The sequence below is a fragment of the Pseudomonas alcaligenes genome (assembly GCF_041729615.1).
Classification (GTDB): domain Bacteria; phylum Pseudomonadota; class Gammaproteobacteria; order Pseudomonadales; family Pseudomonadaceae; genus Aquipseudomonas; species Aquipseudomonas alcaligenes_B.
Genome location: NZ_CP154874.1, coordinates 2,337,631 through 2,359,714, shown reverse-complemented (window position 1 = coordinate 2,359,714; position 22,084 = coordinate 2,337,631). Strand labels below are relative to the sequence as shown.

At 68.7% G+C, this 22,084-nt stretch carries 23 protein-coding genes; 11 read left to right on the top strand and 12 right to left on the bottom strand.

The features are described 5' to 3' along the window. Positions 1-23: 23 nt before the first annotated feature. Positions 24-2,078, bottom strand: a complete 2,055-nt coding sequence (glyS, locus tag AAG092_RS11465) for a glycine--tRNA ligase subunit beta (protein ID WP_373386783.1) — start codon at positions 2,076-2,078, stop codon at positions 24-26. Continuing rightward, the gene (gene glyQ, locus AAG092_RS11460; RefSeq protein ID WP_110680582.1) at positions 2,075-3,022 is read right to left on the bottom strand and encodes a glycine--tRNA ligase subunit alpha; all 948 of its coding nucleotides are present in this window, start codon (positions 3,020-3,022) and stop codon (positions 2,075-2,077) included. The genes glyS and glyQ overlap by 4 nt, the downstream gene beginning before the upstream one ends. Positions 3,023-3,186: 164 nt before the next feature. Between glyQ and AAG092_RS11455 the strand changes: the two genes are divergently transcribed. Genes AAG092_RS11455 through AAG092_RS11445 form a run of 3 tightly spaced genes read left to right on the top strand, consistent with a single transcriptional unit; the run spans position 3,187 to position 5,005 of the window. Next, positions 3,187-3,738: a DNA-3-methyladenine glycosylase I gene (locus tag AAG092_RS11455; RefSeq protein ID WP_373386781.1), complete on the top strand. Its 552-nt coding sequence runs from the start codon at positions 3,187-3,189 to the stop codon at positions 3,736-3,738. 54 nt (positions 3,739-3,792) lie between these two features. After that, positions 3,793-4,680, top strand: coding sequence for a lysophospholipid acyltransferase (locus tag AAG092_RS11450; RefSeq protein ID WP_373386780.1), 888 nt, complete (start codon positions 3,793-3,795; stop codon positions 4,678-4,680). Positions 4,681-4,738: 58 nt separating this feature from the next. Beyond that, positions 4,739-5,005, top strand: a complete 267-nt coding sequence (locus tag AAG092_RS11445) for a PilZ domain-containing protein (protein ID WP_373386779.1) — start codon at positions 4,739-4,741, stop codon at positions 5,003-5,005. Between the two features lie 3 nt (positions 5,006-5,008). Here the strand turns inward: AAG092_RS11445 and AAG092_RS11440 are convergent, their stop codons facing one another. The 5 genes from AAG092_RS11440 to def form a co-directional block, all read right to left on the bottom strand. Continuing rightward, positions 5,009-5,350: a tetratricopeptide repeat protein gene (locus AAG092_RS11440; RefSeq protein WP_110680578.1), complete on the bottom strand. Its 342-nt coding sequence runs from the start codon at positions 5,348-5,350 to the stop codon at positions 5,009-5,011. Positions 5,351-5,372: 22 nt separating this feature from the next. Next, positions 5,373-6,746: a Trk system potassium transporter TrkA gene (trkA, locus tag AAG092_RS11435; protein ID WP_110680577.1), complete on the bottom strand. Its 1,374-nt coding sequence runs from the start codon at positions 6,744-6,746 to the stop codon at positions 5,373-5,375. A 13-nt stretch (positions 6,747-6,759) separates the two neighbouring features. Further along, positions 6,760-8,073, bottom strand: coding sequence for a 16S rRNA (cytosine(967)-C(5))-methyltransferase RsmB (gene rsmB / locus AAG092_RS11430; RefSeq protein WP_373386778.1), 1,314 nt, complete (start codon positions 8,071-8,073; stop codon positions 6,760-6,762). Next, on the bottom strand, positions 8,070-9,002 hold the full coding sequence (gene fmt, locus AAG092_RS11425; RefSeq protein ID WP_373386777.1) for a methionyl-tRNA formyltransferase: 933 nt from the start codon (positions 9,000-9,002) through the stop codon (positions 8,070-8,072). Before fmt ends, rsmB begins: the two co-directional genes overlap by 4 nt. Before the next feature lie 61 nt (positions 9,003-9,063). Beyond that, positions 9,064-9,570, bottom strand: a complete 507-nt coding sequence (gene def, locus AAG092_RS11420; RefSeq protein ID WP_373386776.1) for a peptide deformylase — start codon at positions 9,568-9,570, stop codon at positions 9,064-9,066. Positions 9,571-9,703: 133 nt separating this feature from the next. On the opposite strand from def, the gene AAG092_RS11415 reads away from it, so the two are divergent. The 3 genes from AAG092_RS11415 (at position 9,704) to AAG092_RS11405 (ending at position 12,493) form a co-directional block, all read left to right on the top strand. Then, complete coding sequence (locus AAG092_RS11415) at positions 9,704-10,744, top strand: LysM peptidoglycan-binding domain-containing protein (RefSeq protein WP_110680573.1); 1,041 nt, start codon at positions 9,704-9,706, stop codon at positions 10,742-10,744. Positions 10,745-10,807: 63 nt separating this feature from the next. After that, positions 10,808-11,896 carry a DNA-processing protein DprA gene (dprA, locus tag AAG092_RS11410; RefSeq protein WP_373386775.1) on the top strand — a complete coding sequence of 363 codons (1,089 nt, stop codon included), beginning with the start codon at positions 10,808-10,810 and terminating at the stop codon, positions 11,894-11,896. A 39-nt stretch (positions 11,897-11,935) separates the two neighbouring features. Next, positions 11,936-12,493 (top strand): L-threonylcarbamoyladenylate synthase, encoded by a 558-nt coding sequence (locus tag AAG092_RS11405; protein WP_373386774.1) that lies wholly within the window; start codon positions 11,936-11,938, stop codon positions 12,491-12,493. Positions 12,494-12,499: 6 nt separating this feature from the next. Here the strand turns inward: AAG092_RS11405 and AAG092_RS11400 are convergent, their stop codons facing one another. After that, positions 12,500-13,477, bottom strand: coding sequence for a quinone oxidoreductase (locus AAG092_RS11400; RefSeq protein WP_373386773.1), 978 nt, complete (start codon positions 13,475-13,477; stop codon positions 12,500-12,502). Between the two features lie 78 nt (positions 13,478-13,555). On the opposite strand from AAG092_RS11400, the gene hemF reads away from it, so the two are divergent. From hemF to AAG092_RS11375, 5 genes are all read left to right on the top strand, one after another. Next, positions 13,556-14,515, top strand: a complete 960-nt coding sequence (gene hemF / locus AAG092_RS11395; RefSeq protein ID WP_373386772.1) for an oxygen-dependent coproporphyrinogen oxidase — start codon at positions 13,556-13,558, stop codon at positions 14,513-14,515. Beyond that, the gene (aroE, locus tag AAG092_RS11390) at positions 14,512-15,333 is read left to right on the top strand and encodes a shikimate dehydrogenase (protein WP_373386771.1); all 822 of its coding nucleotides are present in this window, start codon (positions 14,512-14,514) and stop codon (positions 15,331-15,333) included. The genes hemF and aroE overlap by 4 nt, the downstream gene beginning before the upstream one ends. 1 nt (position 15,334) lies before the next feature. Further along, on the top strand, positions 15,335-16,201 hold the full coding sequence (locus AAG092_RS11385) for an EamA family transporter (RefSeq protein WP_373386769.1): 867 nt from the start codon (positions 15,335-15,337) through the stop codon (positions 16,199-16,201). Positions 16,202-16,263: 62 nt separating this feature from the next. Beyond that, entirely contained in the window at positions 16,264-17,175 is a 912-nt protein-coding gene (gene pbpG / locus AAG092_RS11380) for a D-alanyl-D-alanine endopeptidase (protein ID WP_373386768.1), read from the top strand. Positions 17,176-17,291: 116 nt separating this feature from the next. After that, complete coding sequence (locus AAG092_RS11375; protein WP_373386766.1) at positions 17,292-17,765, top strand: hypothetical protein; 474 nt, start codon at positions 17,292-17,294, stop codon at positions 17,763-17,765. A 27-nt stretch (positions 17,766-17,792) separates the two neighbouring features. On the opposite strand, the gene AAG092_RS11370 is transcribed toward AAG092_RS11375, so the two are convergent. From AAG092_RS11370 to AAG092_RS11355, 4 genes are all read right to left on the bottom strand, one after another. Continuing rightward, positions 17,793-19,142, bottom strand: coding sequence for a glutamine synthetase family protein (locus tag AAG092_RS11370; protein WP_373386765.1), 1,350 nt, complete (start codon positions 19,140-19,142; stop codon positions 17,793-17,795). A 19-nt stretch (positions 19,143-19,161) separates the two neighbouring features. Then, positions 19,162-19,719 (bottom strand): helix-turn-helix domain-containing protein, encoded by a 558-nt coding sequence (locus tag AAG092_RS11365; RefSeq protein WP_061902856.1) that lies wholly within the window; start codon positions 19,717-19,719, stop codon positions 19,162-19,164. A 68-nt stretch (positions 19,720-19,787) separates the two neighbouring features. Further along, a complete protein-coding gene (locus AAG092_RS11360; protein ID WP_373386764.1) occupies positions 19,788-21,074 on the bottom strand; it encodes an NAD(P)/FAD-dependent oxidoreductase in 1,287 nt (428 codons plus the stop codon). A gap of 77 nt (positions 21,075-21,151) precedes the next feature. Further along, positions 21,152-22,057, bottom strand: a complete 906-nt coding sequence (locus AAG092_RS11355; RefSeq protein ID WP_373386763.1) for a LysR substrate-binding domain-containing protein — start codon at positions 22,055-22,057, stop codon at positions 21,152-21,154. Positions 22,058-22,084: the final 27 nt, after the last annotated feature.

Sequence of the window (22,084 nt, the reverse complement as noted above, 5' to 3'; positions counted from 1 at the left end):
GGCAGGGCCGCCCGGTGTGCCCGTCAGCCCAGCAGGGAGATATCGGCGACGCCGAGGAACAGGCCGCGCAGCTGGTTCAGCAGCGCCAGGCGGTTGGCCCGCACGGCGGCATCCTCGGCATTGACCATCACCGCGTCGAAGTACGCATCCACCGGCTCGCGCAGGCTGGCCAGCTGGGCCAGGGCCTCGCGGTAGCAGCGCGCGGCAGCCATCGGCGCCACGGCCTGGGCGGCGGCAGCCACGGCCTGGGCCAGGGTCTGCTCGGCGCCGGCTTCCAGCAGCTTGGCGTCCACCGCAGCCGGCAGCTGGCCTTCGGCCTTGGTCAGGATGTTCGACACGCGCTTGTTGGCGGCGGCAAGGGCCGCGGCCTCCGGCAGCTGACGGAAGGCCTGCACGGCCTGCACGCGCTGGTCGAAGTCCAGCGGCGCGGCCGGGCTGAGGGCGCGCACGGCCTGGTACACGGCCACGTCCACACCTTCGTCCTCGTAGCGCGCACGCAGGCGGTCGAAGATGAAGTCCAGCACCTGCTGGGCCAGGCCCTCGGCCTTGACCTTGTCGCCATACAGGCCGACGGCGAAGCCAACGGCCTCGACCAGGTCGAGGTCCAGCTGCTTCTCGATGAGGATGCGCAGCACGCCCAGTGCGGCGCGGCGCAGGGCGTAGGGGTCCTTGGAACCGGTCGGCAGCATGCCGATGCCGAAGATGCCGACCAGGGTGTCGAGCTTGTCGGCCACCGCCACGGCGGCACCGGTCAGGGTCTGCGGCAGTTCGGCGCCGGCGCCGCGCGGCATGTACTGCTCGTTCAGCGCCTGGGCCACGTCTTCCGGCTCGCCGTCATGCTTGGCGTAGTAGTAGCCGGCGATGCCCTGCATTTCCGGGAACTCGCCGACCATCTCGCTGGCCAGGTCGCACTTGGACAGGATGCCGGCGCGCGCGGCGCGGCTGGCGTCGCCGCCGATGCGCTCGGCGATGAAGGCGGCGAGTTTCGATACCCGTTCGGCCTTGTCGTACACGCTGCCGAGCTGGGCCTGGAACACCACGTTGGCCAGGCGCTGGTTGCGTTGCTCCAGTGGCTGGCGCTTGTCCTGCTTGAAGAAGAACTCGGCGTCGGTCAGGCGCGGGCGCACCACCTTCTCGTTGCCGGCGACGATCTGCGCCGGGTCCTTGCTCTCGATGTTGGCCACGGTGATGAAGCGCGGCAGCAGCTTGCCGTTGCCGTCGACCAGGCAGAAATACTTCTGGTTGTCCTGCATGGTGGCGATCAGGGCTTCCTGGGGCACCTCGAGGAAGCGTTCCTCGAAGGAGCAGACCAGCGGCACCGGCCACTCGACCAGGGCGGTCACCTCATCCAGCAGCGCCGGCGGCACGATGGCAGTGCCGTTCTCGGCCTTGGCCAGTTCCTCGACGCGCTTGGCGATCTGCTCGCGGCGCTTGGCGAAGTCGGCGACCACGAAGGCGCCGCGCAGGTCGTGGGAGTAGCTGGCCGGGCTCTCGATCGCCACCTCGTAGTTGGCGTGGAAGCGGTGGCCACGGGACATGCGCCCGGCCTTCTGGGCGAGGATCTCGCAGTCGACCACGTGCTGGCCGAACAGCATGACCAGCCACTGGGTCGGACGGACGAACTCTTCCTTGCGCGCGGCCCAGCGCATGCGCTTGGGGATCGGCAGCTCATTCAGGGAGGCTTCGACTATGCCCGGCAGCAAGCTGACGGTGCTCTGCCCGGCGATGCTCTGGCTGAACTTCAGCTTCGGCCCGCTCTGGTCGATCTGGCTCAGCTCGACGCCGCACTTCTTGGCGAAGCCGAGGGCGGCCTGGGTCGGGTTGCCGTCCTTGTCGAAGGCGGCCTGCACGGGCGGGCCGTCGAGGTTGACGGTGCGGTCCGGCTGCTGGCTGGCCAGGGCCTCGACCAGCACGGCCAGGCGGCGCGGCGCGGCGTAGTAGCGGGCGCTCTGGTAGCCCAGGCCGGCGGCCTTGAGGCCCTTCTCGACGCCGGCCAGGAAGGCCTCGCCGAGGCTCTTCAGGGCCTTGGGTGGCAGCTCTTCGGTGCCCAGTTCGACCAGGAAATCATGTGCACTCATTCTGCAATCTCCAGCTTGGCCAGGACTTCGTCACGCAGTTCGGGGGTGGCCATCGGGAAGCCGAGCTTGGCGCGGGCCAGCAGGTAGCTCTGGGCGATGTTCCGCGCCAGGGTGCGCACACGCAGGATGTACTGCTGGCGTGCGGTCACCGAGATGGCGCGGCGGGCGTCGAGCAGGTTGAAGCTGTGCGAGGCCTTGATCACCATTTCGTAGGCCGGCAGCGGCAGCTGCAGCTCCATCAGGCGGTTGGCCTCGGACTCGTAGAAGTCGAACAGGTCGAACAGCTTGTCGACGTTGGCGTGCTCGAAGTTGAAGGTGGACTGCTCCACTTCGTTCTGGTGGAACACGTCGCCGTAGGTGACCTTGCCGAAGGGGCCGTCGGAGTAGACCAGGTCGTACACCGAGTCGACGCCCTGCAGGTACATGGCCAGGCGCTCGAGACCGTAGGTGATCTCGCCGGTGACCGGGTAGCACTCGACGCCACCGACCTGCTGGAAGTAGGTGAACTGGGTGACTTCCATGCCGTTCAGCCAGACTTCCCAGCCCAGGCCCCAGGCGCCGAGGGTCGGCGATTCCCAGTTGTCCTCGACGAAGCGGATGTCGTGCACCAGGGTGTCGACGCCGATGCGGCGCAGCGACTCCAGGTACAGGTCCTGGATGTTGTCCGGGTTCGGCTTGAGCACCACCTGGAACTGGTAGTAGTGCTGCAGGCGGTTGGGGTTCTCGCCGTAGCGGCCGTCGGCCGGGCGGCGCGAGGGCTGGACATAGGCGGCGTTCCAGGTCTCCGGACCGATGGCGCGCAGGAAGGTGGCGGTGTGGAAGGTACCAGCACCCATTTCCATGTCGTAGGGCTGCAGGATCACGCAGCCCTGCTCGGCCCAATAGCTCTGCAGGGCGAGGATCAGGCCTTGGAAGGTGCTCACGTCGGGCTTGTTCTGGCTCACGAATTTCACCGGTATCGAGGCGTTGGCGTAAAGCCGCGCAGTATACCCCAAGGGCGGCGGCCATGAGCCCCGCGCGGCGAGTGCCGTTCCCAGTCTGCTTGCTGTATTTACATACAGTATTATTCGGCTATAGTTCGGCTCGATCCCCCTCAGGTGCTACCGCCATGCCGCGCTGTTTCTGGTGCAACGACGACCCGCTGTACATCGCCTACCACGACGACGAATGGGGCGTGCCGCTGCGCGATGCCGAGCGCCTGTTCGAGCTGCTGCTGCTGGAAGGCTTCCAGGCCGGGCTGGCGTGGATCACCGTGCTGAAGAAGCGCGAGCGCTATCGCCAGGTGCTGTGGAACTTCGACGTGCAGCGCCTGGCGCAGATGAGCGATGCGGAGATCGAGGTGCTGATGCAGGACCCCGGCATCATCCGCAACCGCCTCAAGCTCAGGGCCGCGCGGCAGAACGCCCAGGCCTGGCTGCAGCTGGACGACCCGGTGGCGCTGCTCTGGTCCTTCGTCGGCGGCGCGCCGAGGATCAACCATTTCAGCGGCCGCCACGAGGTGCCGGCGGTGACGCCGGAGGCCGAGGCGATGAGCAAGGCCCTGAAGAAGCTGGGCTTCACCTTCGTCGGGCCGACCATCTGCTACGCCTACATGCAGGCGGCCGGCATGGTCATGGACCATACGACCGACTGCGACCGCTATCACGCACTGCGAGGCTGAACCCGGCGGTCACAGCCGTTACAATGCCGGCCTTCGCAGATTCGGGAGTGCTCAGTGGAGAAGCTCAAAGGCGCCCTGGTAGTGGGTTTTCTTCGCGTGTTCGCGCTGCTGCCCTGGCGCGCCGCGCAGGCGGTCGGCAGTGGCATCGGCTGGCTGATGTGGAAGCTGCCCAACCGCTCGCGCGAGGTAGTGCGCATCAACCTGGCCAAGTGCTTCCCGCAGCTGGACGAGGCCGAGCGCGAGCGCCTGGTGGGGCAGAGCCTCAGGGATATCGGCAGGACCCTGACCGAAAGCGCCTGCGCCTGGATCTGGCCGGCGCGCAAGTCGTTGCAGCTGATTCGCCAGGTCGATGGCAGCGAGGTGCTGCAGCGCGCGCTGGCATCCGGCAAAGGCGTGGTGCTGATCAGCAGCCACCTGGGCAACTGGGAACTGCTGCTGCAGTACGTCTGCTCGCTGTGCCAGCCGAGCATCCTGTACCGCCCGCCCAAGCTCAAGGCGGTCGACGAGCTGCTGATCCGCCAGCGCACCCAGCTGGGCAACGAGCTGGCGCCCTCGACCAAGGAAGGCATCCTCAGCCTGATCAAGCGCCTGCGCAAAGGCGGCGTGATCGGCATCGCCGCCGATCCCGAGCCAAGCCTGTCCAGCGGCGTGTTCGTGCCCTTCTTCGGCGTGCCGACCCTGACCAGCAAGTTCGTGCCTTCGCTGGTGCTGGGGCGCAAGGCCGAGGCCGTGTTCATGCATGCCCTGCGCCTGGACGATGGCAGCGGCTACCGGGTGGTCATCGAGGAAGCCCCCGAGGCGCTGTATGGCGAGGATATCGAGGCGGCCGTGGCGGCACTGAATGCCGGCATCGAGAAGCAGGTGCGGGTGGCGCCCAGCCAGTACATGTGGAGCATGAAGCGCTTCAAGAAGCGCCCACAGGGCGAGAAGAAGTGGTATTGATGCGCCAGGCGATAGCTATTACCGTCTGAACCATTCGCTGCAGATCAACGGGACTGGCATGGACAACAAGCGCGAGCACAAGCGTACCCCGCTCAAGGTCCAGCTGCGTATCGACCACCCGCTGCACGGCCAGATGCTGGTGACCACCCGCGACATTTCCGAGAGTGGCGTGTTCGTGGTGATCGATGATGCCCAGCGCCTGCTGCAGATCGGCGAGGTGTTCACCGGCCAGGTCCAGGGCCTGCCGATGGAGGCCCCGGTGGTGCAGCTGCGCGTGGTGCGCTTCGAGCCCAGCGGAGTGGCGCTGGTGTTCCAGCGCGACTGAGCCTCAGTCTTCCTGCTCTTGCTGGCTGGCGGCGGCCTTCTCCAGGCGCCGCAAGAACACCGTCATTTCCTTTTCCGTCTGCTTGTCGCCGCGCCTGCGCGCCACCTCCAGGCCGTTATGCCAGGCCTGGCGCGCCTCCTCCAGCATGCCCTGGCGCTGGCAGGCCTGGCCCAGCAGTTTCCACGCCGCCGAGTAGTTGGGGTCGAAGCCCAGGCACTTCTGCAGGTGCTCGGCGGCCCGCTCGGCATCGCCGCCGTCGAGGTAGGCCTTGCCCAGGCCGAAGCGCAGCAGGGCGTTGTCCACCCCGCGGGCCAGCAGTCTTTCCAGTGAGTCGGGCGTGGTCATGCGCGGGACCTCGGCGGCGGCATCAGAAGAAGGTCAGGCCGACCTGGAACAGGCGCTCCACGTCGCGGATGTACTTCTTGTCGACCAGGAACAGGATCACGTGGTCGCCGGACTCGATGATGGTGTCGTCGTGGGCGATCAGCACTTCCTCGTCGCGGATCACCGCGCCGATGGTGGTGCCCGGCGGCAGGGCGATGTCCTCGATCATGCGGCCGATCACCTTGCTCGACTTGGCATCGCCGTGGGCGATCGCCTCGATGGCCTCCGCCGCACCGCGGCGCAGGCTGTGCACGCTCTCGATATCGCCGCGGCGCACGTGGGTCAGCAGGGTGCCGATGGTGGCCAGCTGCGGGCTGATGGCGATGTCGATCTCGCCGCCCTGGACCAGGTCGACGTAGGCCGGGTTGTTGATGATGGTCATCACCTTGCGCGCGCCCAGGCGCTTGGCCAGCAGCGAGGACATGATGTTGGCCTCGTCGTCGTTGGTCAGGGCGAGGAAGATGTCGGCGTCGTTGATGTTCTCTTCCACCAGCAGGTCGCGGTCCGAGGCGCTGCCCTGCAGCACCACGGTGCTTTCCAGGTTCTCCGAGAGGTAGCGGCAGCGCGCCGGGTTCATCTCGATGATCTTCACCTGGTAGCGGCTCTCGATGGCCTCGGCCAGGCGCTCGCCGATATGCCCGCCACCGGCGATGACGATGCGCTTGTAGCTGTCTTCCAGGCGCCGCAGTTCGCTCATCACCGCGCGGATATGGGCCTTGGCGGCGATGAAGAACACCTCGTCGTCGGCTTCGATCACCGTGTCGCCCTGCGGCATGATCGGCCGGTTGCGCCTGAAGATGGCGGCCACGCGGGTGTCGACGTTGGGCATGTGCTCGCGCAGCTGGCGCAGCTGCTGGCCGACCAGCGGGCCGCCGTAGTAGGCCTTGACCGCCACCAGCTGGGCCTTGCCCTCGGCGAAGTCGATCACCTGCAGGGCGCCGGGGTACTCGATCAGGCGCTTGATGTAGTTGGTCACCACCTGTTCCGGGCTGATCAGCACGTCGACCGGGATGGCCTCGTTGTCGAACAGCGCCTCGCGAGTCAGGTAGGCCGACTCGCGCACCCGGGCGATCTTGGTCGGGGTGTGGAACAGGGTGTAGGCCACCTGGCAGGCGACCATGTTGACCTCGTCGCTGTTGGTCACCGCCACCAGCATGTCGGCGTCGTCGGCGCCGGCCTGGCGCAGCACGGTGGGGAAGGAGCCGCGGCCGACCACGGTACGGATGTCCAGGCGGTCGCCGAGGTCGCGCAGGCGGTCGGCATCGGTGTCGACCACGGTGATGTCGTTGGCCTCGCCGGCCAGGTGCTCCGCCAGGGTTCCGCCGACCTGGCCGGCGCCGAGAATGATGATTTTCATCGGGGTTCCTTCCTCAGCCGCGCGGTGCGGCGGCGATCTTGATCAGCTTGGCATAGTAGAAGCCGTCGTGGCCGTCGGCCTGCGGCAGCAGCTGGCGCCCATGGGCCTGCTTGAGGCCGAAGGTGCCAGGGATGTCCAGTTCGCGCGCGCCCGGCGTGCGTTGCAGGAAGGCGGCGATGTTGTCGCTGTTCTCCTGCGGCAGCACCGAGCAGGTGGCGTAGAGCAGCACGCCTCCGACCTCCAGGGTCGGCCACAGGGCATCGAGCAGCTCGCCCTGCAGCTGGGCCAGGGCGGCGATGTCGTCGGCCTGGCGGGTCAGCTTGATGTCCGGGTGGCGGCGGATCACCCCGGTGGCCGAGCAGGGGGCGTCGAGCAGGATGCGCTGGAACGGCTTGCCGTCCCACCAGACCTTGGTCGCACGGCCGTCGGCGGCGATCAGGGTGGCCTTGAGTTGCAGGCGCTCGAGGTTTTCCTGCACCCGCGCCAGGCGCGCCGGTTCCAGGTCCAGGGCGATGACTTCCTGCAGGCCCGGCTCGGCTTCGAGCAGGTGGCAGGTCTTGCCACCGGGGGCAGCGCAGGCGTCCAGCACGTGCTGGCCGGGTGCCAGGTCGAGCAGCTCGGCGGCCAGCTGGGCGGCCTCGTCCTGCACGCTGACGCGGCCTTCCGCGAAGCCCGGCAGGGCCTTCACGTCGCAGGGCTGCAGCAGGCGGATGCCGTCGCGGCTGAAGGTACAGGGCTCTGCTTCGATGCCGGCGCAACGCAGCTCGGCCAGATAGGCGTCGCGGCTGCCATGGCGGCGATTGACCCGCAGGATCAACGGCGGGTGCTGGTTGTTGGCGGCGCAGATCGCCTGCCAATGCTCGGGCCAGTCGGCCTTCAGGCGCTTCTGCAGCCAGCGCGGGTGCGCGGTGTGTAGCACCGGGTCGCGCTCCAGTTCGGCGAACAGCGCTTCATGGTCGCGCTGGGCGTTGCGCAGCACGGCGTTGAGCAGGCCCTTGAGCGAGGATTTCTTCAGCTTGTCGACGCAGGCCACCGTCTCGCCGATGGCGGCATGGGCGGGGATGCGGGTGTACAGCAGCTGGTACAGACCGACCAGCAGCAGCGCTTCGACGTCGCGGTCGGCGGCCTTGAACGGCTTCTGCAGCAGCTTGTCGGCGAGCAGCTGCAGGCGTGGCTGCCAGCGTGCAGTACCGAAGGCCAAGTCCTGGGCCAGGCCGCGGTCGCGCGGCTCGACCTTGTCCAGCAGCGGCGGCAGGCTGCTGCCCAGCGAGGCCTTGCCGTTTAGCACGGCGGCCAGGGCGCGGGCGGCGGCCAGGCGTGGGTTCATTGTCCCAGCACCAGGCCGGCGGCAAACTGCTCGCGGCGGCTGTTGTACAGGTCGGCGAAGGCCAGCGGCTTGCCGCCCGGCAGCTGCAGGCGGGTCAGGCGCAGGGCGCCTTCGCCGCAAGCCACGGTCAGGCCGCTCTTGTCGGCGGCGAGGATGCTGCCGGGCTGGCCGCTGCCCTCACCCAGTTGCGCGGCATGGACCTTGAGTGCATCACCATTCAGGGTGCTGTGGCAGAGCGGCCAGGGGTTGAAGGCGCGCACCAGACGCTCCAGCTCGACGGCCGGGCGGCTCCAGTCGAGGCGTGCCTCGTCCTTGTTCAGCTTGTGCGCGTAGGTGGCCAGGCTGTCGTCCTGTACTTCGCCGTGCAGTTCGCCGGCGGCCAGCTTGGCCACGGCCTCGACCACGGCGGCCGAGCCCAGCTGCGCCAGGCGGTCGTGCAGGCTGCCGCCGGTGTCTTCGGCGGTGATGGTGGTGCTGACCTTGAGCAGCATGGGGCCGGTGTCCAGGCCCGCCTCCATCTGCATCACGGTGACTCCGCTGCTGGCGTCGCCAGCCTGGATCGCGCGCTGGATCGGTGCGGCGCCGCGCCAGCGCGGCAGCAGCGAGGCATGGCTGTTGATGCAGCCCAGGCGCGGGGTATCCAGCACCACCTGCGGCAGGATCAGGCCGTAGGCCACCACCACCATCAGGTCCGCCTCGAGCGCGGCCAGCTCGGCCTGGGCGGCGGGGTCGCGCAGGGTCTGTGGCTGGTACACGGCGATGCCGTGCTGCAGGGCCAGCTGCTTGACCGGGCTGGGCGCAAGCTTCTGCCCGCGGCCGGCGGGGCGATCCGGCTGGGTATAGACGGCGACGATCTGCCGGCCCGCGTCGAGCAGGGCCTGCAGGTGCTGGGCGGCGAATTCCGGGGTGCCGGCGAAGACGATGCGCATGGATCACTCACTGCATGAAAAGAAAAAGGCTTGCCGCAGCAAGCCTTTGGGGTGGTCGGGATCAAGCCTGCTGGCGGTGCTGTTTTTCCAGCTTCTTCTTGATCCGGTCACGCTTGAGGCTGGACAGGTAGTCGACGAACAGCTTGCCGTTGAGGTGGTCGCACTCGTGCTGGATGCACACGGCGAGCAGGCCCTCGGCGATCAGCTCGTAGGGCGTGCCGTCGCGCTCCTGGGCCCTGATCCGCACCTTCTGCGGACGGTCTACATTTTCGTAGAAGCCGGGCACCGACAGGCAGCCTTCCTGGTACTGGTCCATCTGCTCGGTCAGCGACTCGAACTCGGGGTTGATGAACACCCGCGGCTCGGACTGGTCCTCGGACAGGTCCATCACCACCACGCGCTTGTGCACGTTGACCTGGGTGGCGGCCAGGCCGATACCGGGGGCGGCATACATGGTCTCGAACATGTCGTCGACCAGCTTGGAGAGGGCCGCGTCGAACACGGTCACCGGCTTGGCGATGGTGCGCAGGCGCGGATCGGGGAATTCGAGGATGTTGAGAATCGCCATGGCTGTTTGTGATGCACTTGTGGAATAAAGTAAAAAACCGCTGCTAAGATGATGAACAGCTTTGAAAAACGGCTCGGAAGCCGCGACTTCTGCGGCTTACAGGCGCCAGCCACATAATAAAGGGATTCACCGCATGAGGAAATCACTACTCGCCCTGTTGCTGGTCGCCGCGGGCGGTCTGGCGCAGACCGGCCTGGTCCAGGCAGCCGTCCAGCTCAAGGAAGGTCATCCCGACCGCTACACCGTGGTCAAGGGCGACACCCTTTGGGATATCTCCGGCAAGTTCCTCAGCCAACCCTGGAAGTGGCCTGAGCTGTGGCACGCCAACCCGCAGATCGAGAACCCCCACCTGATCTACCCGGGCGACACCCTGAGCCTGGTGTATATCGACGGCCAGCCGCGCCTGATGCTCAACCGCGGCGAATCGCGCGGCACCATCAAGCTGTCGCCGCAGGTGCGCAGCACGCCGATGGCCCAGGCCATTCCGACCATCCCGCTGGAGGCGATCAACAGCTTCCTGCTGAGCAACCGCATCGTCGACACCGCCGAGGACTTCAATGCCCGCCCCTACGTGGTGGCCGGCAACGCCGAGCGCGTGGTCAGCGGCGCCGGTGATCGCATCTACGCCCGTGGCAGCTTCGAGGATGGCCAGGCGGTCTACGGCATCTTCCGCCAGGGCAAGATCTACACCGACCCGGAGACCGATGAGTTTCTCGGCATCAACGCCGACGACATCGGCACCGGCGAGGTGGTGGCCGAGGAGGGTGACATCGCCACCCTCAGCCTGAGCCGCTCGACCCAGGAAGTGCGCCTGGGCGATCGCCTGTTCCCCACCGAGGAGCGCGCGGTCAACTCCACCTTCATGCCCAGCGAGCCGGCCACCGAGGTCGACGGTGTGATCCTCGACGTGCCGCGCGGGGTCAACCGTGTCGGCCAGTTCGATGTGGTGACCATCAACAAGGGCAAGATCGACGGCCTCAACGAAGGCAACGTGCTGGCCGTGTACAAGACCGGCGAGACCGTGCGCGACCGCGTCACCGGTGAGTCGGTGAAGATCCCGGACGAGCGCTCGGGCCTGCTGATGGTGTTCCGCACCTACGAGAAGCTCAGCTACGGCCTGGTCCTGTACGCCACCCGCGACCTGGCCCTGATGGACAAGGTGAAGAACCCGTAACACCCCGAACCCCCGCCCAGTGCGGGGGTTCTGCTTTATGCACCACGATCAGGGACGATCGCCATGCACAACCTTTCCCCCGCCGAACTGGAGGCGCGCCTGCGCCTGCACGGCCTGCCGGAGCTCGGCCCGCGGCGCTTCCGCCGCCTGCTGGAAGCCTTTGGCAGCGCCTCCGCCGCCCTCAGCGCGCCCGCCACCGCCTGGCGCGCGCTGGGCCTGCCCGGCAGCTGTGCCGAGCCCAGGCGCAGCGCAGACATCCGCGAGCAGGCCACGGCCGCCCTGCGCTGGCTGGAGCAGCCGGGCCAGACCCTGCTGATGTGGGACGATCCCGCCTACCCCGCCCTGCTGGCCGAGCTGAGCGATGCCCCGCCGCTGCTGTTCGTCGCCGGTGATGCGGCGTTGCTGGAGCGTCCGCAGCTGGCCATGGTCGGCAGTCGGCGCGCCTCGCGGTCGGGGCTGGATACCGCCCAGGCCTTTGCCCGCAGCCTGGCCGGTGGCGGCTTCGTGATCACCAGCGGCCTGGCCCTGGGTATCGACGGTGCCGCCCACCAGGGCGCGCTGGAAGCTGGCGGTGCAACGGTCGCGGTGCTCGGTACCGGCCTGCAGCGGCTCTACCCGCAGCGCCACGTCGGACTGGCCGGGCGCATTGCCGAGCAGGGTGGCGCGCTGGTTTCCGAACTGCCGCTGGACTGCCCGCCGCAGGCCAGCAACTTTCCCCGGCGTAACCGCATCATCAGCGGCCTGGCGCTCGGCGTGCTGGTGGTTGAGGCCAGCCCCTCCAGCGGCTCGCTGATCACCGCGCGCCTGGCCGCCGAGCAGGGCCGCGAGGTCTATGCGATTCCCGGCTCCATCCACCATCCTGGCGCCCGCGGCTGCCACCAGCTGATCCGCGAGGGCGCGACCCTGGTCGAGAGCGTCGAGGACATTCTCCAGGCCCTGCGCGGCTGGCAGCGTGTGACACCGCCTGCCGCAGCCGAGGCGGATGAAGCACATCCGCTGCTGCTGGAGTTGCGTGCGGCGCCGCAGACCAGCGAGGGTCTGGCCCAGGCCTGCGACCTGCCCATCGGCGAAGTGCTGGCCACGCTCACCGAGCTGGAGCTGCAGGGCCTGGTGGCCTGCGAGGCCGGGCGCTGGGTGCATCGTCCGCGCTGAGCTGGGTAAACTCGCGGCCAGACAGACGAGGCGGCGAACATGCACAGCAGTTGGCAGGTACAGCGGGTAGCGCGGGTGGTGCGCCAGGGCGGGGTGATCGCCTATCCCACCGAGGCGGTCTGGGGCCTGGGTTGCGATCCCTGGAACGAGCTCGCCGTCGAGCGCCTGCTGGCGCTCAAGGATCGCCCGGTGCACAAGGGCCTGATCCTGGTGGCGGACAGCATCCACCAGTTCGACTTCCTCCTCGCTGACCTGCCCGAGCGCTGGATCGACCGCCTGGCCAGCACCTGGCCGGGGCCCAATACCTGGCTGGTGCCGCACCAGGAGCGCCTGCCCGTGTGGATCACCGGCCAGCATGACAGCGTCGCCCTGCGCGTCAGCGCCCACCCCCTGGTGCGCGATCTCTGCGCCCTCACCGGGCCGCTGGTGTCGACCTCGGCCAACCCCGCCGGCCGTCCCTCGGCGCGCTCGCGCCTGCGCGTCGAGCAGTACTTCCATGGCCAGCTGGACGCGGTGCTCGGCGGCGCCCTCGGTGGCCGCAGGAATCCCAGCCTGATCCGCGACCTGCGTACGGGCGATGTGATCCGCCCGTCATAAGGCGGGTCAGGGCAGCAGAATGGTCGAGCCGGTGGTCTGCCGGCCGCTCAGTGCGTCGTGGGCCTGGGCCACTTCGGCCAGCGGGTAACGGCGGCCGATCTCGACCTGGATCGCGCCGCTGGCGACCAGGGCGAACAGCTCGTCGGCCATGGCCTGCAGACTCTCCGCGCTGTTGGCGTAGTGGCCGAGGGTCGGCCGGGTCACGTAGAGCGAGCCCTTCTGCGCCAGCACGCCGAGGTTGACCCCGGTGACCGCGCCCGAGGCGTTGCCGAAGCTGACCAGCAGGCCGCGCGGCGCCACGCAGTCCAGCGAGCGCTCCCAGGTGTCCTTGCCCACCGAGTCGTACACCACCGGGCACTTGGCCCCGTTGGTCAGTTCCAGCACGCGCTGCACCAGGTCCTCGCGGCTGTAGTCGATGGTCGCCCAGGCGCCGTTGGCCCGGGCCAGCGCTGCCTTCTCTGGCGACGACACGCTGCCGATCAGCCGCACCCCCAGCGCCCGTGCCCACTGGCAGGCGATCAGCCCGACGCCGCCGGCCGCGGCATGCCAGAGGATGGTCTGCCCGGCCTCGACCCGGTAGGTCTGGCGCAGCAGGTACTGCACGGTGAGGCCCTTGAGCATCAGCGCGGCGGCCTGCTCGAAGGAGATCGACTCCGGCAGCCGCACCAGGTGCTGCGCCGGCAGCACATGCAGCTCGGCGCAGGCGCCCAGCGGGCCGGTGGCATAGGCCACGCGGTCGCCGACCCACAGGTGGCTCACCGCGCTGCCGACCGCTTCCACCTCGCCGGCCGCCTCGGTGCCCAGCCCGGACGGCAGGCTCGGTGGAGCGTAGAGGCCGCTGCGGTAGTAGGTGTCGATGAAGTTCAGGCCGATGGCGCGGTTGCGCACGCGCACCTCGTGCGGGCCGGGCTCGCGGCTCGGCTGCTCGACCAGCTCGAGCACCTCGCTGCCGCCGTGGCGGGAAAACTGGATGCCTTTGGCCATCTGCTGCACTCCTCTGCAAAGGGCTCCATCCAAGCGCCGCGCCTGACCCCCGTCAAGCCCGGCGGAGGCGACGATGGTATGCTGGCGCCCTCTTCCGAACTGCCCGGACCCATTGCCGTGAGTGAACGTACCCAGGCCGTGAAGGCCTACCTGCTCGACCTGCAGGACCGCATCTGCGCCGCCCTCGAAGCCGAGGACGGTGGCGCCCGCTTCTTCGAGGACAGCTGGGAGCGCCCCGCCGGCGGTGGCGGCCGCACCCGGGTGATGGAGAACGGCGCGCTGATCGAGAAGGGCGGGGTCAACTTCTCCCACGTGTTCGGCGACAGCCTGCCGCCGTCGGCCAGCGCCCACCGCCCGGAACTGGCCGGGCGCGGCTTCGAGGCCATGGGCGTGTCCCTGGTGATCCACCCGGAGAACCCGCATGTGCCCACCTCCCACGCCAACGTGCGCTTCTTCAGCGCCGAGAAGGCCGGCGAGGAGCCGGTCTGGTGGTTCGGCGGCGGCTTCGACCTGACCCCCTACTACGCCGTCGAGGAAGACTGCGTGCACTGGCACCAGGTCGCCCGCGACGCCTGCGCCCCCTTCGGCGCCGAGGTCTATCCGAAGTTCAAGGAATGGTGCGACCGCTACTTCCACCTCAAGCACCGCGGCGAGCCGCGCGGCATCGGCGGGCTGTTCTTCGACGACCTGAACGCGTGGGACTTCGACACCAGCTTCGCCTTCCTGCGCGCGATCGGCGATGCCTATCTCCAGGCCTACCTGCCGATCGTGCAGCGGCGCAAGGCCACGCCCTTCACCGAGGCGCAGCGCGAGTTCCAGGCCTATCGTCGCGGCCGCTACGTCGAGTTCAACCTGGTGTTCGACCGCGGCACCCTGTTCGGCCTGCAGTCCGGCGGCCGTACCGAGTCGATCCTCATGTCGCTGCCGCCGCACGTGCGCTGGGGCTACGACTGGAAACCCGCGCCAGGCACCCCGGAAGCGCGCCTGACCGAGCATTTCCTGCAGGACCGCGACTGGCTCGCGGAGGCCGGCCTGTGACCGACCGTTACGGTGTATTCGGCAACCCCATCGGCCACAGCAAGTCGCCGCTGATCCACCGCCTGTTCGCCGCGCAGACCGGCCAGGACCTGTCCTATGAGGCCCTGCTGGCGCCGCTGGACGATTTTGCCGGCTATGCCCGCGCCTTCTTCGCCGAGGGCCGCGGCGGCAATGTCACCGTGCCGTTCAAGGAAGAGGCCTATCGCCTGGCCGATGAGCTGAGCGAGCGCGCCCGCCGCGCCGGCGCGGTGAACACCCTGATGAAACTGGATGACGGTCGTCTGCTCGGCGACAACACCGACGGCGCCGGCCTGGTCCGTGACCTCACGGTGAACGCCGGCCTCGACCTGGCGGGCCAGCGCATCCTCCTGCTCGGCGCCGGCGGCGCCGTGCGTGGCGTGTTGGCGCCGCTGCTGGCCGAGCGGCCGCAGAGCCTGACCATCGCCAACCGCACGGTGGCCAAGGCCGAGCAGCTGGCCCACGAGTTCGCCGACCTCGGCCCGGTGGCGGCGGCCGGCTTCGACTGGCTCAGCGAGCCGGTCGACCTGATCATCAACGGCACCTCGGCTTCGCTGGCCGGTGAGCTGCCGCCCATCGACCCGAGCCTGATCCAGCCCGGCCACACGGTGTGTTACGACATGATGTACGGCAAGGAGCCGACCGCGTTCAATCGCTGGGCCGCCGAACATGGCGCGGCGCGCTGCATCGACGGCCTGGGCATGCTGGTGGAGCAGGCCGCCGAGGCCTTCTGCGTCTGGCGCGGGGTGCGCCCGGACAGCGCGCCGGTGCTGGCCGAGCTGCGTCGCCAGCTGAGCTGACATGCCCTACCTGCTGATCGTCACGGCCCTCTGGGCCTTCTCCTTCAGCCTGATCGGCGAGTACCTGGCCGGCCGCGTCGACAGCGACTTCGCCGTGCTGGTGCGGGTGCTGATCGCCGCCCTGGTGTTCCTCCCCTTCACCCTCTGGCGCGGCTTGCCTCGGCGGATGCTGGCCGGCTTCTGGCTGGCCGGGGCGCTGCAGTTCGGCATTACCTACCTGTGCCTGTACCGCAGCTTCCAGGTGCTGACGGTGCCCGAGGTGCTGCTGTTCACCGTGCTCACGCCGATCTACGTGACCCTGCTCGACGACGCCCTGGCCCGCCGCTTCAGCCCCTGGGCACTGCTCGCCGCGCTGGTGGCCGTGGGCGGCGGGGTGATCATCCGCTTCGACCGCCTGGAAGGCGACTACCTGCTCGGCTTCATCCTGCTGCAGGTCGCCAACGCCACCTTCGCCGCCGGCCAGGTGCTGTGCCGCCGCCTGCTCCTGCACTACCAGCCGGCGCAGCCGCTGCACCGCTTCTTCGGCCATTTCTTCCTCGGCGCGCTGCTGCTGGTGCTGCCTTCCTTCCTGCTGTTCGGCGATGTGCAGAAGCTGCCGCAGACGGCCGTGCAGTGGGGCGTGCTGGTGTGGATGGGGCTGTTCGCCACGGCCCTGGGCCTGTACTGGTGGGTCAAGGGCAGTACGCGGGTGGATGCCGGCACCCTGGCGATCATGAACGAGCTGCATGTGCCGGCCGGCCTGCTGGTCAACCTGCTGATCTGGAACCGCGACTTCGACCTGCCGCGCCTGGCCGCCGGCGCCGCGGTCATCCTCCTGGCCATGGCCCTGCTGCGTATGGGCCGGCCCAGAGCCGGCGCGCTCGCCTGAGACGCGGCGCACACTTATACTGCCTTCATTTGCCGGCAGGGACCGCCAGGCTCATTGCAACCATGCGGACCCGATCAGTGAAAAAAGCCCTCTCCTTCGCCGGCCTGCTGCTGGCCTGCCTCGTCGGCGTCGCCCAGGCGACGCCGCAGACCCAGGAACTCGCCTCCGGCAGCGCCTTGCTGGTCGACCTCAAGACCAACCAGGTGCTCTACTCCAGCAACCCCGACCTGCAGGTGCCGATCGCCTCGGTGACCAAACTGATGACCGCCATGGTGGTGCTGGACGCCAAGCAGCCGCTGGACCAGCAGCTCAGCATCGTGATCAAGGACGTGCCCGAGATGCGCGGCGTCTATTCGCGCGTGCGCCTCGGCAGCCAGCTGAGCCGCCGCGACATGCTGCTGCTGACCCTGATGAGCTCGGAGAACCGCGCCGCCGCCAGCCTGGCGCACCACTACCCGGGTGGCGTGCCGGCCTTCGTCGCGGCGATGAATGCCAAGGCCCAGGCCTTGGGCATGACGCACACCCGCTACCGCGAGCCGACCGGCCTATCGGAGAAGAACGTCTCCACCGCCAACGACCTGGTCAAGCTGATCAAGGCCGCCGGCCAGTTCCCGCTGATCGGCCAGTTCAGCAGCACCCGCGAGCACGTCCAGCAGTTCGCCAAGCCGCGCTACAGCCTGGGCTTTCGCAACACCAACAGCCTGGTGCACAAGCCGAACTGGAGCATCCAGCTGACCAAGACCGGCTTCACCAATGCCGCCGGCCACTGCCTGGTGATGCGTACCCAGATGGCCGGCAAACCGGTGGCCTTCGTGGTGCTGGATGCCTTCGGCAAGTACACCCACATGGCCGACGCCAACCGCCTCAAGCGCTGGCTGGAGACCGGCCAGGTGACCAAGGTGGCGCCGGCAGCGCTGGCCTACAAGCAGCACAAGCAGGCCGAGCGCGCCCGCAGCATGCAGGCGGCGCAGTAAGGCCGCAGTCGTTCGCAGAACCCGGCCTCGGCCGGGTTTTTTCTGCGCGGGACTTGGTGCCCGGCCGGCTTCGATGGAAACTGCCGGCCTCACCGTGACAAGGAACCACGTCCGCCATGCGTACCCTCGCCCTGGCCGTCTGTGCCGGTCTGCTGCTGTTCATCCATGCCCGCTGGGGCTGGGTACCCATCCTCGACTCGGCCAACCTGGCCTTCCACGAGGCGGGCCACCCGCTGTTCGGCCTGGTCTCGTCGCGGCTGATGGTCTACGGCGGCACCCTCATGCAGCTGTTGCTGCCACTGGCGGCGGCCTGGCAGCTGCACCGCCAGCACCAGGTCGGCGGCAGCCACCTGTGCCTGATCTGGTTCGCCGAGAACCTGCTCAACGTGGCCCGCTACATGGCCGATGCACGTCGCCAGGAGCTGCCCCTGGTGGGCGGCGGCGACCACGACTGGACCTTCATCCTGGGCAGCTGGGGGCTGCTGTCCGCCGACACCACCCTGGCCGCGTGGCTGCGGGTGCTGGCCGTCGGCCTGATGGCCTGGGTGATCTGGCGCGACTGGCGGCTGGCGCGCGCGGCCCGCGGCTGAAGCCGCGAGCCCTGTGCGCCGGGCGGCTCAGAGGAACCAGCGATACTCCCGTGCGCTGATGTCGTGCATGAACTGCAGGTGATCCTGGCGCTTGTTCTCGCAGTAGACGAAGACGAACTCGCTGCCCAGTTTCTCCTTCACCACCTCATGCGACGCCATGGCCGCCACTGCGGTCAGCATGTCCTTGGGGAAGCCGATGCCGCTGCTGCGGTCCTGGTTGAGCGAGGGGATCGGCTCGCGGCCCTGCTCCAGGCCGTGTTCCATGCCGCTGAGGATGGCCGCCAGCACCAGGTAGGGGTTGGCGTCGGCGCCGGCCAGGCGGTGTTCGATGCGCAGGTTGCGGCCGTCCGACTCGGGGATGCGGATGCACGCGTCGCGGTCCTCGAAGCCCCAGCTGGCCTTGCTCGCCGAGTTGACCATGGCGCCGTAGCGGCGGAAGGCGTTGTGGTTGGCGGCGAAGATCGGCATGCAGTGCGGCAGCAGCTCCAGGCAGCCGGCCACGGCGTGGCGCAGCGGGCGCTGCTGATCAAGGTCGAGCAGGTTGTTGCCGCCCTCGTCGTAAAGGCTGACGTGCACGTGCATGCCGCTGCCCGGCGCGTCCAGGTAGGGCTTGCTCATGAAGCTGGCCCGGTAGCCATGTTTCATCGCCACGCCGCGGGTGCTGCGGCAGAACAGGGCGGCCTGGTCGGCGGCATGCAGGCCGTCGTCGCAGTGGGCGAAGTTGATCTCGAACTGGCCCGGACCGAGTTCGGCGGTGATCACGTTGGCGTCCACGCCCTGCTCCTGGGCGGCCTCGACCATCTCGTGCAGCACTTCGGAGAAGCGCGACAGGCGCTCGATATGCATGTTCGGCTGGTCGTCCTCGTCATCGGTCAGCGGGTCGCGCGGGAAGCGCGGCAGGCCGTCGTCGAGCTTGCGGTCGAACAGGTAGAACTCCAGCTCGAAGGCCACCACCGGGCGGATGCCCTTGGCCTGCAGGCGTTTCAGCACGCGGGCCAGCACCTCGCGCGGCTCGAACTCGATGGGCGCTTCGGTGCCGTCGGAGCTGATCAGCATCTGCCCCAGCGGCTGCTTCTCCCAGCGCACTAGTTTCAGAGTGCCGGGGATCAGGCGCCGCGGCGCATCCGGGTCGCCGTCGTTGAAGCAGTAGTCGCCGATCGGGTGCAGGCCGCCCTGGGCGCCGAGCAGCACGCAGTTCTGCGGCACCTTGAGCGGGCCGCCGGCGGCGACCTTCTCCAGCATGTCGAGGGGGTAGCGCTTGCCGTAGAAGTGCCCGGGGATGTCCAGGCAGATCAGTTCGACGTAGCGCACGTCGGGGTGGGCGGCGCGGAAGGCGCGCACTTCGCTGAGCAGGTCGGGGAATCTTGTTGTTGTCATGGCGATATCTGCGGGCGGGTCAGGTGAAGACCCAGAGCACTCTGGTTGGGGAATCGGTGAGGTTGGCGTAGCGGAACTGGGCGTGCGGCGGCAGCTGGAAGCTGTCGCGCGGGCCGAGGGTGACCGGTTCGGCGTCGTCGCCGTACCAGACGGTCAGCTCGCCTTCGAGGACGAAACCGCCCTGCTCGGAGCTGTCGTCGAGGTGGCCGTCGCCGCTGGTCGCGCCCGGTTCGAGGAAGCTCTCGAGCATGGCGAAGCCGCCGGACATGCCCGGCGAGGCCAGCACGTCGGTGATGCCGCCGGCGTAGTAGAGGGTGCGGCGCTCGTCCGGGCGGGTCACCCAGCGCACCGCGCGCGGCTTGCCGGGGTTGTAGAAGTAGGTGGTCGGCACGCCCAGCGCCTCGCTGATGGCGGTGAGGTCGGCCACGGTCGGGCGCGACAGGCCGCGCTCGACCTGGGACAGGAAGCCCACCGAGCGGCCGATGCGCTCGGCCAGCTCGCCCAGGGTGACGTTCTTGTGCTTGCGCAGGTCGCGCACCAGGATCGCCAGGCCTTCGATTTCGTCCTGCTTGTCCATGGGGATGTCCTTTTGGCGTAGCCCGGATGCAATCGGGGGAGAGTTGTCCCGGATTGCATCCGACGGGTTCAGATCACATCGCGCAGGCGATACCAGGCCTTGCCCACCGCCTCGATGGGCGCGGCCAGCAGGTCGCCGCCGGGGAAGCGCGGGTTGTCCAGGCCCTGATACAGGCCGAGCAGCTCGGCGTCGCCGAGAATCGCATCGCTGACCGCGCGGGCGGCGGCCAGGGTCGGCAGGATGCCGTGGCCGGAGAAGCCCTGCAGCCAGTACTTCTGGCCCTGACGGCCGACATCCGGGGTGCGGTGCAGGGTGCAGTCGATATGGCCGCCCCAGCCGTAGTCGATCTGCACCCCGCGCAGCTGCGGAAACACGCGCTCCAGGTAGGGCCGGGTGGCCGCCGGCACGTCCTTGGGGATGCCGCCCAGGTAGGTGCAGCCGCCGCCGAACAGCAGGCGGTTGTCCGGGGTGACGCGGAAGTAGTCGGGGACGAACTGGTTGTCGATGGCGCAGGTGCCGCGCGGGAACAGCGAGCGCGCCAGCTCCGGGTCGAGCGGCGCGGTGGCCACCTGGTAGGAGCCGACCGGCAGCAGTCGCCGTGCCAGTTCGCGGTCGAGGCCGTCGACATAGGCGTTGCAGGCCAGCACCAGGATGTCGCCGCGCACCTCGCCGTGCTCGCTGCGCACGCGGTAGCCGTTGTTGGTTTCCTGCCAGTCCAGCGCCTGGCTCTGCTCGAAGATCCGCCCGCCGGCCGCCTCGATGGCACTGGCCAGGCCCTGGGCCAGCTTCAGCGGATTGAGATGGGCGGCGCCGGCGTCATGCAGCGCGGCCAGGTAGCGCGGGCTGGCGATCCACTGCGGCAGATCCTTCTGGGGGATAAAACTGAGCTGGCGGTAGCCGTACTTCTGCTCGGCTTCCTCCAGGCTCTCCTGCAGCTGGCGCACGCGTCGAGGCAGCACCGCGGTGTACAGGGCGCCGGTGCGGTAGTCGATGTCGAAGCCGTGGCGGCCGGGCAGCTCGCGCATCTCCTCGGCGGCCCAGACCATGCTGTCCCACAGGCGCTTGGCGCGTTCCAGGCCCAGAGCCTTTTCCAGCGGCGGCATGTCGCAGGACCAGCCCGGCAGGGCTTGGCCGCCGTTGCGCCCGGAAGCGGCCCAGGCGATGCGGCTGGCCTCCAGCAGCACCACCTTCTTGCCGGCCAGGGCCAGGCGCAGGCCGGTGTGCAGGCCGCTGAAGCCGCCGCCGACGATGACCACGTCGCAGTCGAGCGCTTCCTGCAGGTGCGGGCGCAGGGGAATCTGGCCGTAGGTGGCGGCGTAGTAGGTGCCGATGTGCTGCGCGGACTGCTTGAACATGGGAGCCTCGTGAAATTTATTGTTCTGTATTTCATGAAAAAATACACAATAAAGTTCACAAGGCCAAGACCGCCCGGTCAGTATTTCGCCCAGTCGCGCCCGGCCAGGCATTCGCCGAGGTAGTCGAGGAAGCAGGTGATACGCGCCGCCAGCGCCGTGTTGCGGTAGTACACGGCATTGATCGGCTGGCGCCGGTCGACGCGCCAGTCGGCCAGCACCTCCACCAGCGTACCGCTAGCGCGGTCCTGCTCGGTCATGAAGTCGGACAGGCTGGCCAGGCCGGCGCCGGCCAGGGCCAGCTGACGCAGGGTTTCGCCGCTGGAGGCGCGCAGGGTCGGGGTGATCGGCAGGCCGTCGCCGAGGGCGTGGCGCAGCGGCCAGGTGTTGAGGTGTTCCAGCTGGGTGAAGCCGAGTAGGTCGTGGCCTTCCAGCTCGGCCGGGGTCTGCGGCATGCCGCGCGCGGCCAGGTAGGCGGGGCTGGCCAGCACGCGCACGGGGCTGCAGCCCAATGGCCGGGCGTGCAGGCTAGAGTCGCGCAGCGCGCCGATGCGGATGGCCAGGTCGGTGCGCTGCTCCAGCAGGTCGATGTTCTGCTCGTTGCTGGTCAGTTCCAGCTCGATCTGCGGGAAGCGCTGGCGGAAACCGGCCACCAGCGGAATCAGCACATGCAGCAGGAAGGGCGTGGCGGCATCCACGCGCAGGCGCCCGGCCGGCGCCTGGCGGCGCAGACTCATCTGTTCCTCGGCGTCCTCCACGGCGGCGAGGATGCGCCGCGCCTGGGCGAGGAAGGCCGAACCCTCTTCGGTCAGCTCCAGACGCCGGGTGGTGCGGCGCAGCAAGGTGACGCCGAGCTTGTCTTCCAGCCGGCTCAGCGCACGGCTGATGCCCGAGGCGGTCTGCCCCAGCTGCTCGGCGGCGGCGCTGATGGAGCCGGCCTCCACCACGTGGGTGAAGGCCTGCAGTTCGTCCAGGGTCGTTTTCATTGTTGCTGCTCGGGCAAGAATCGCGGG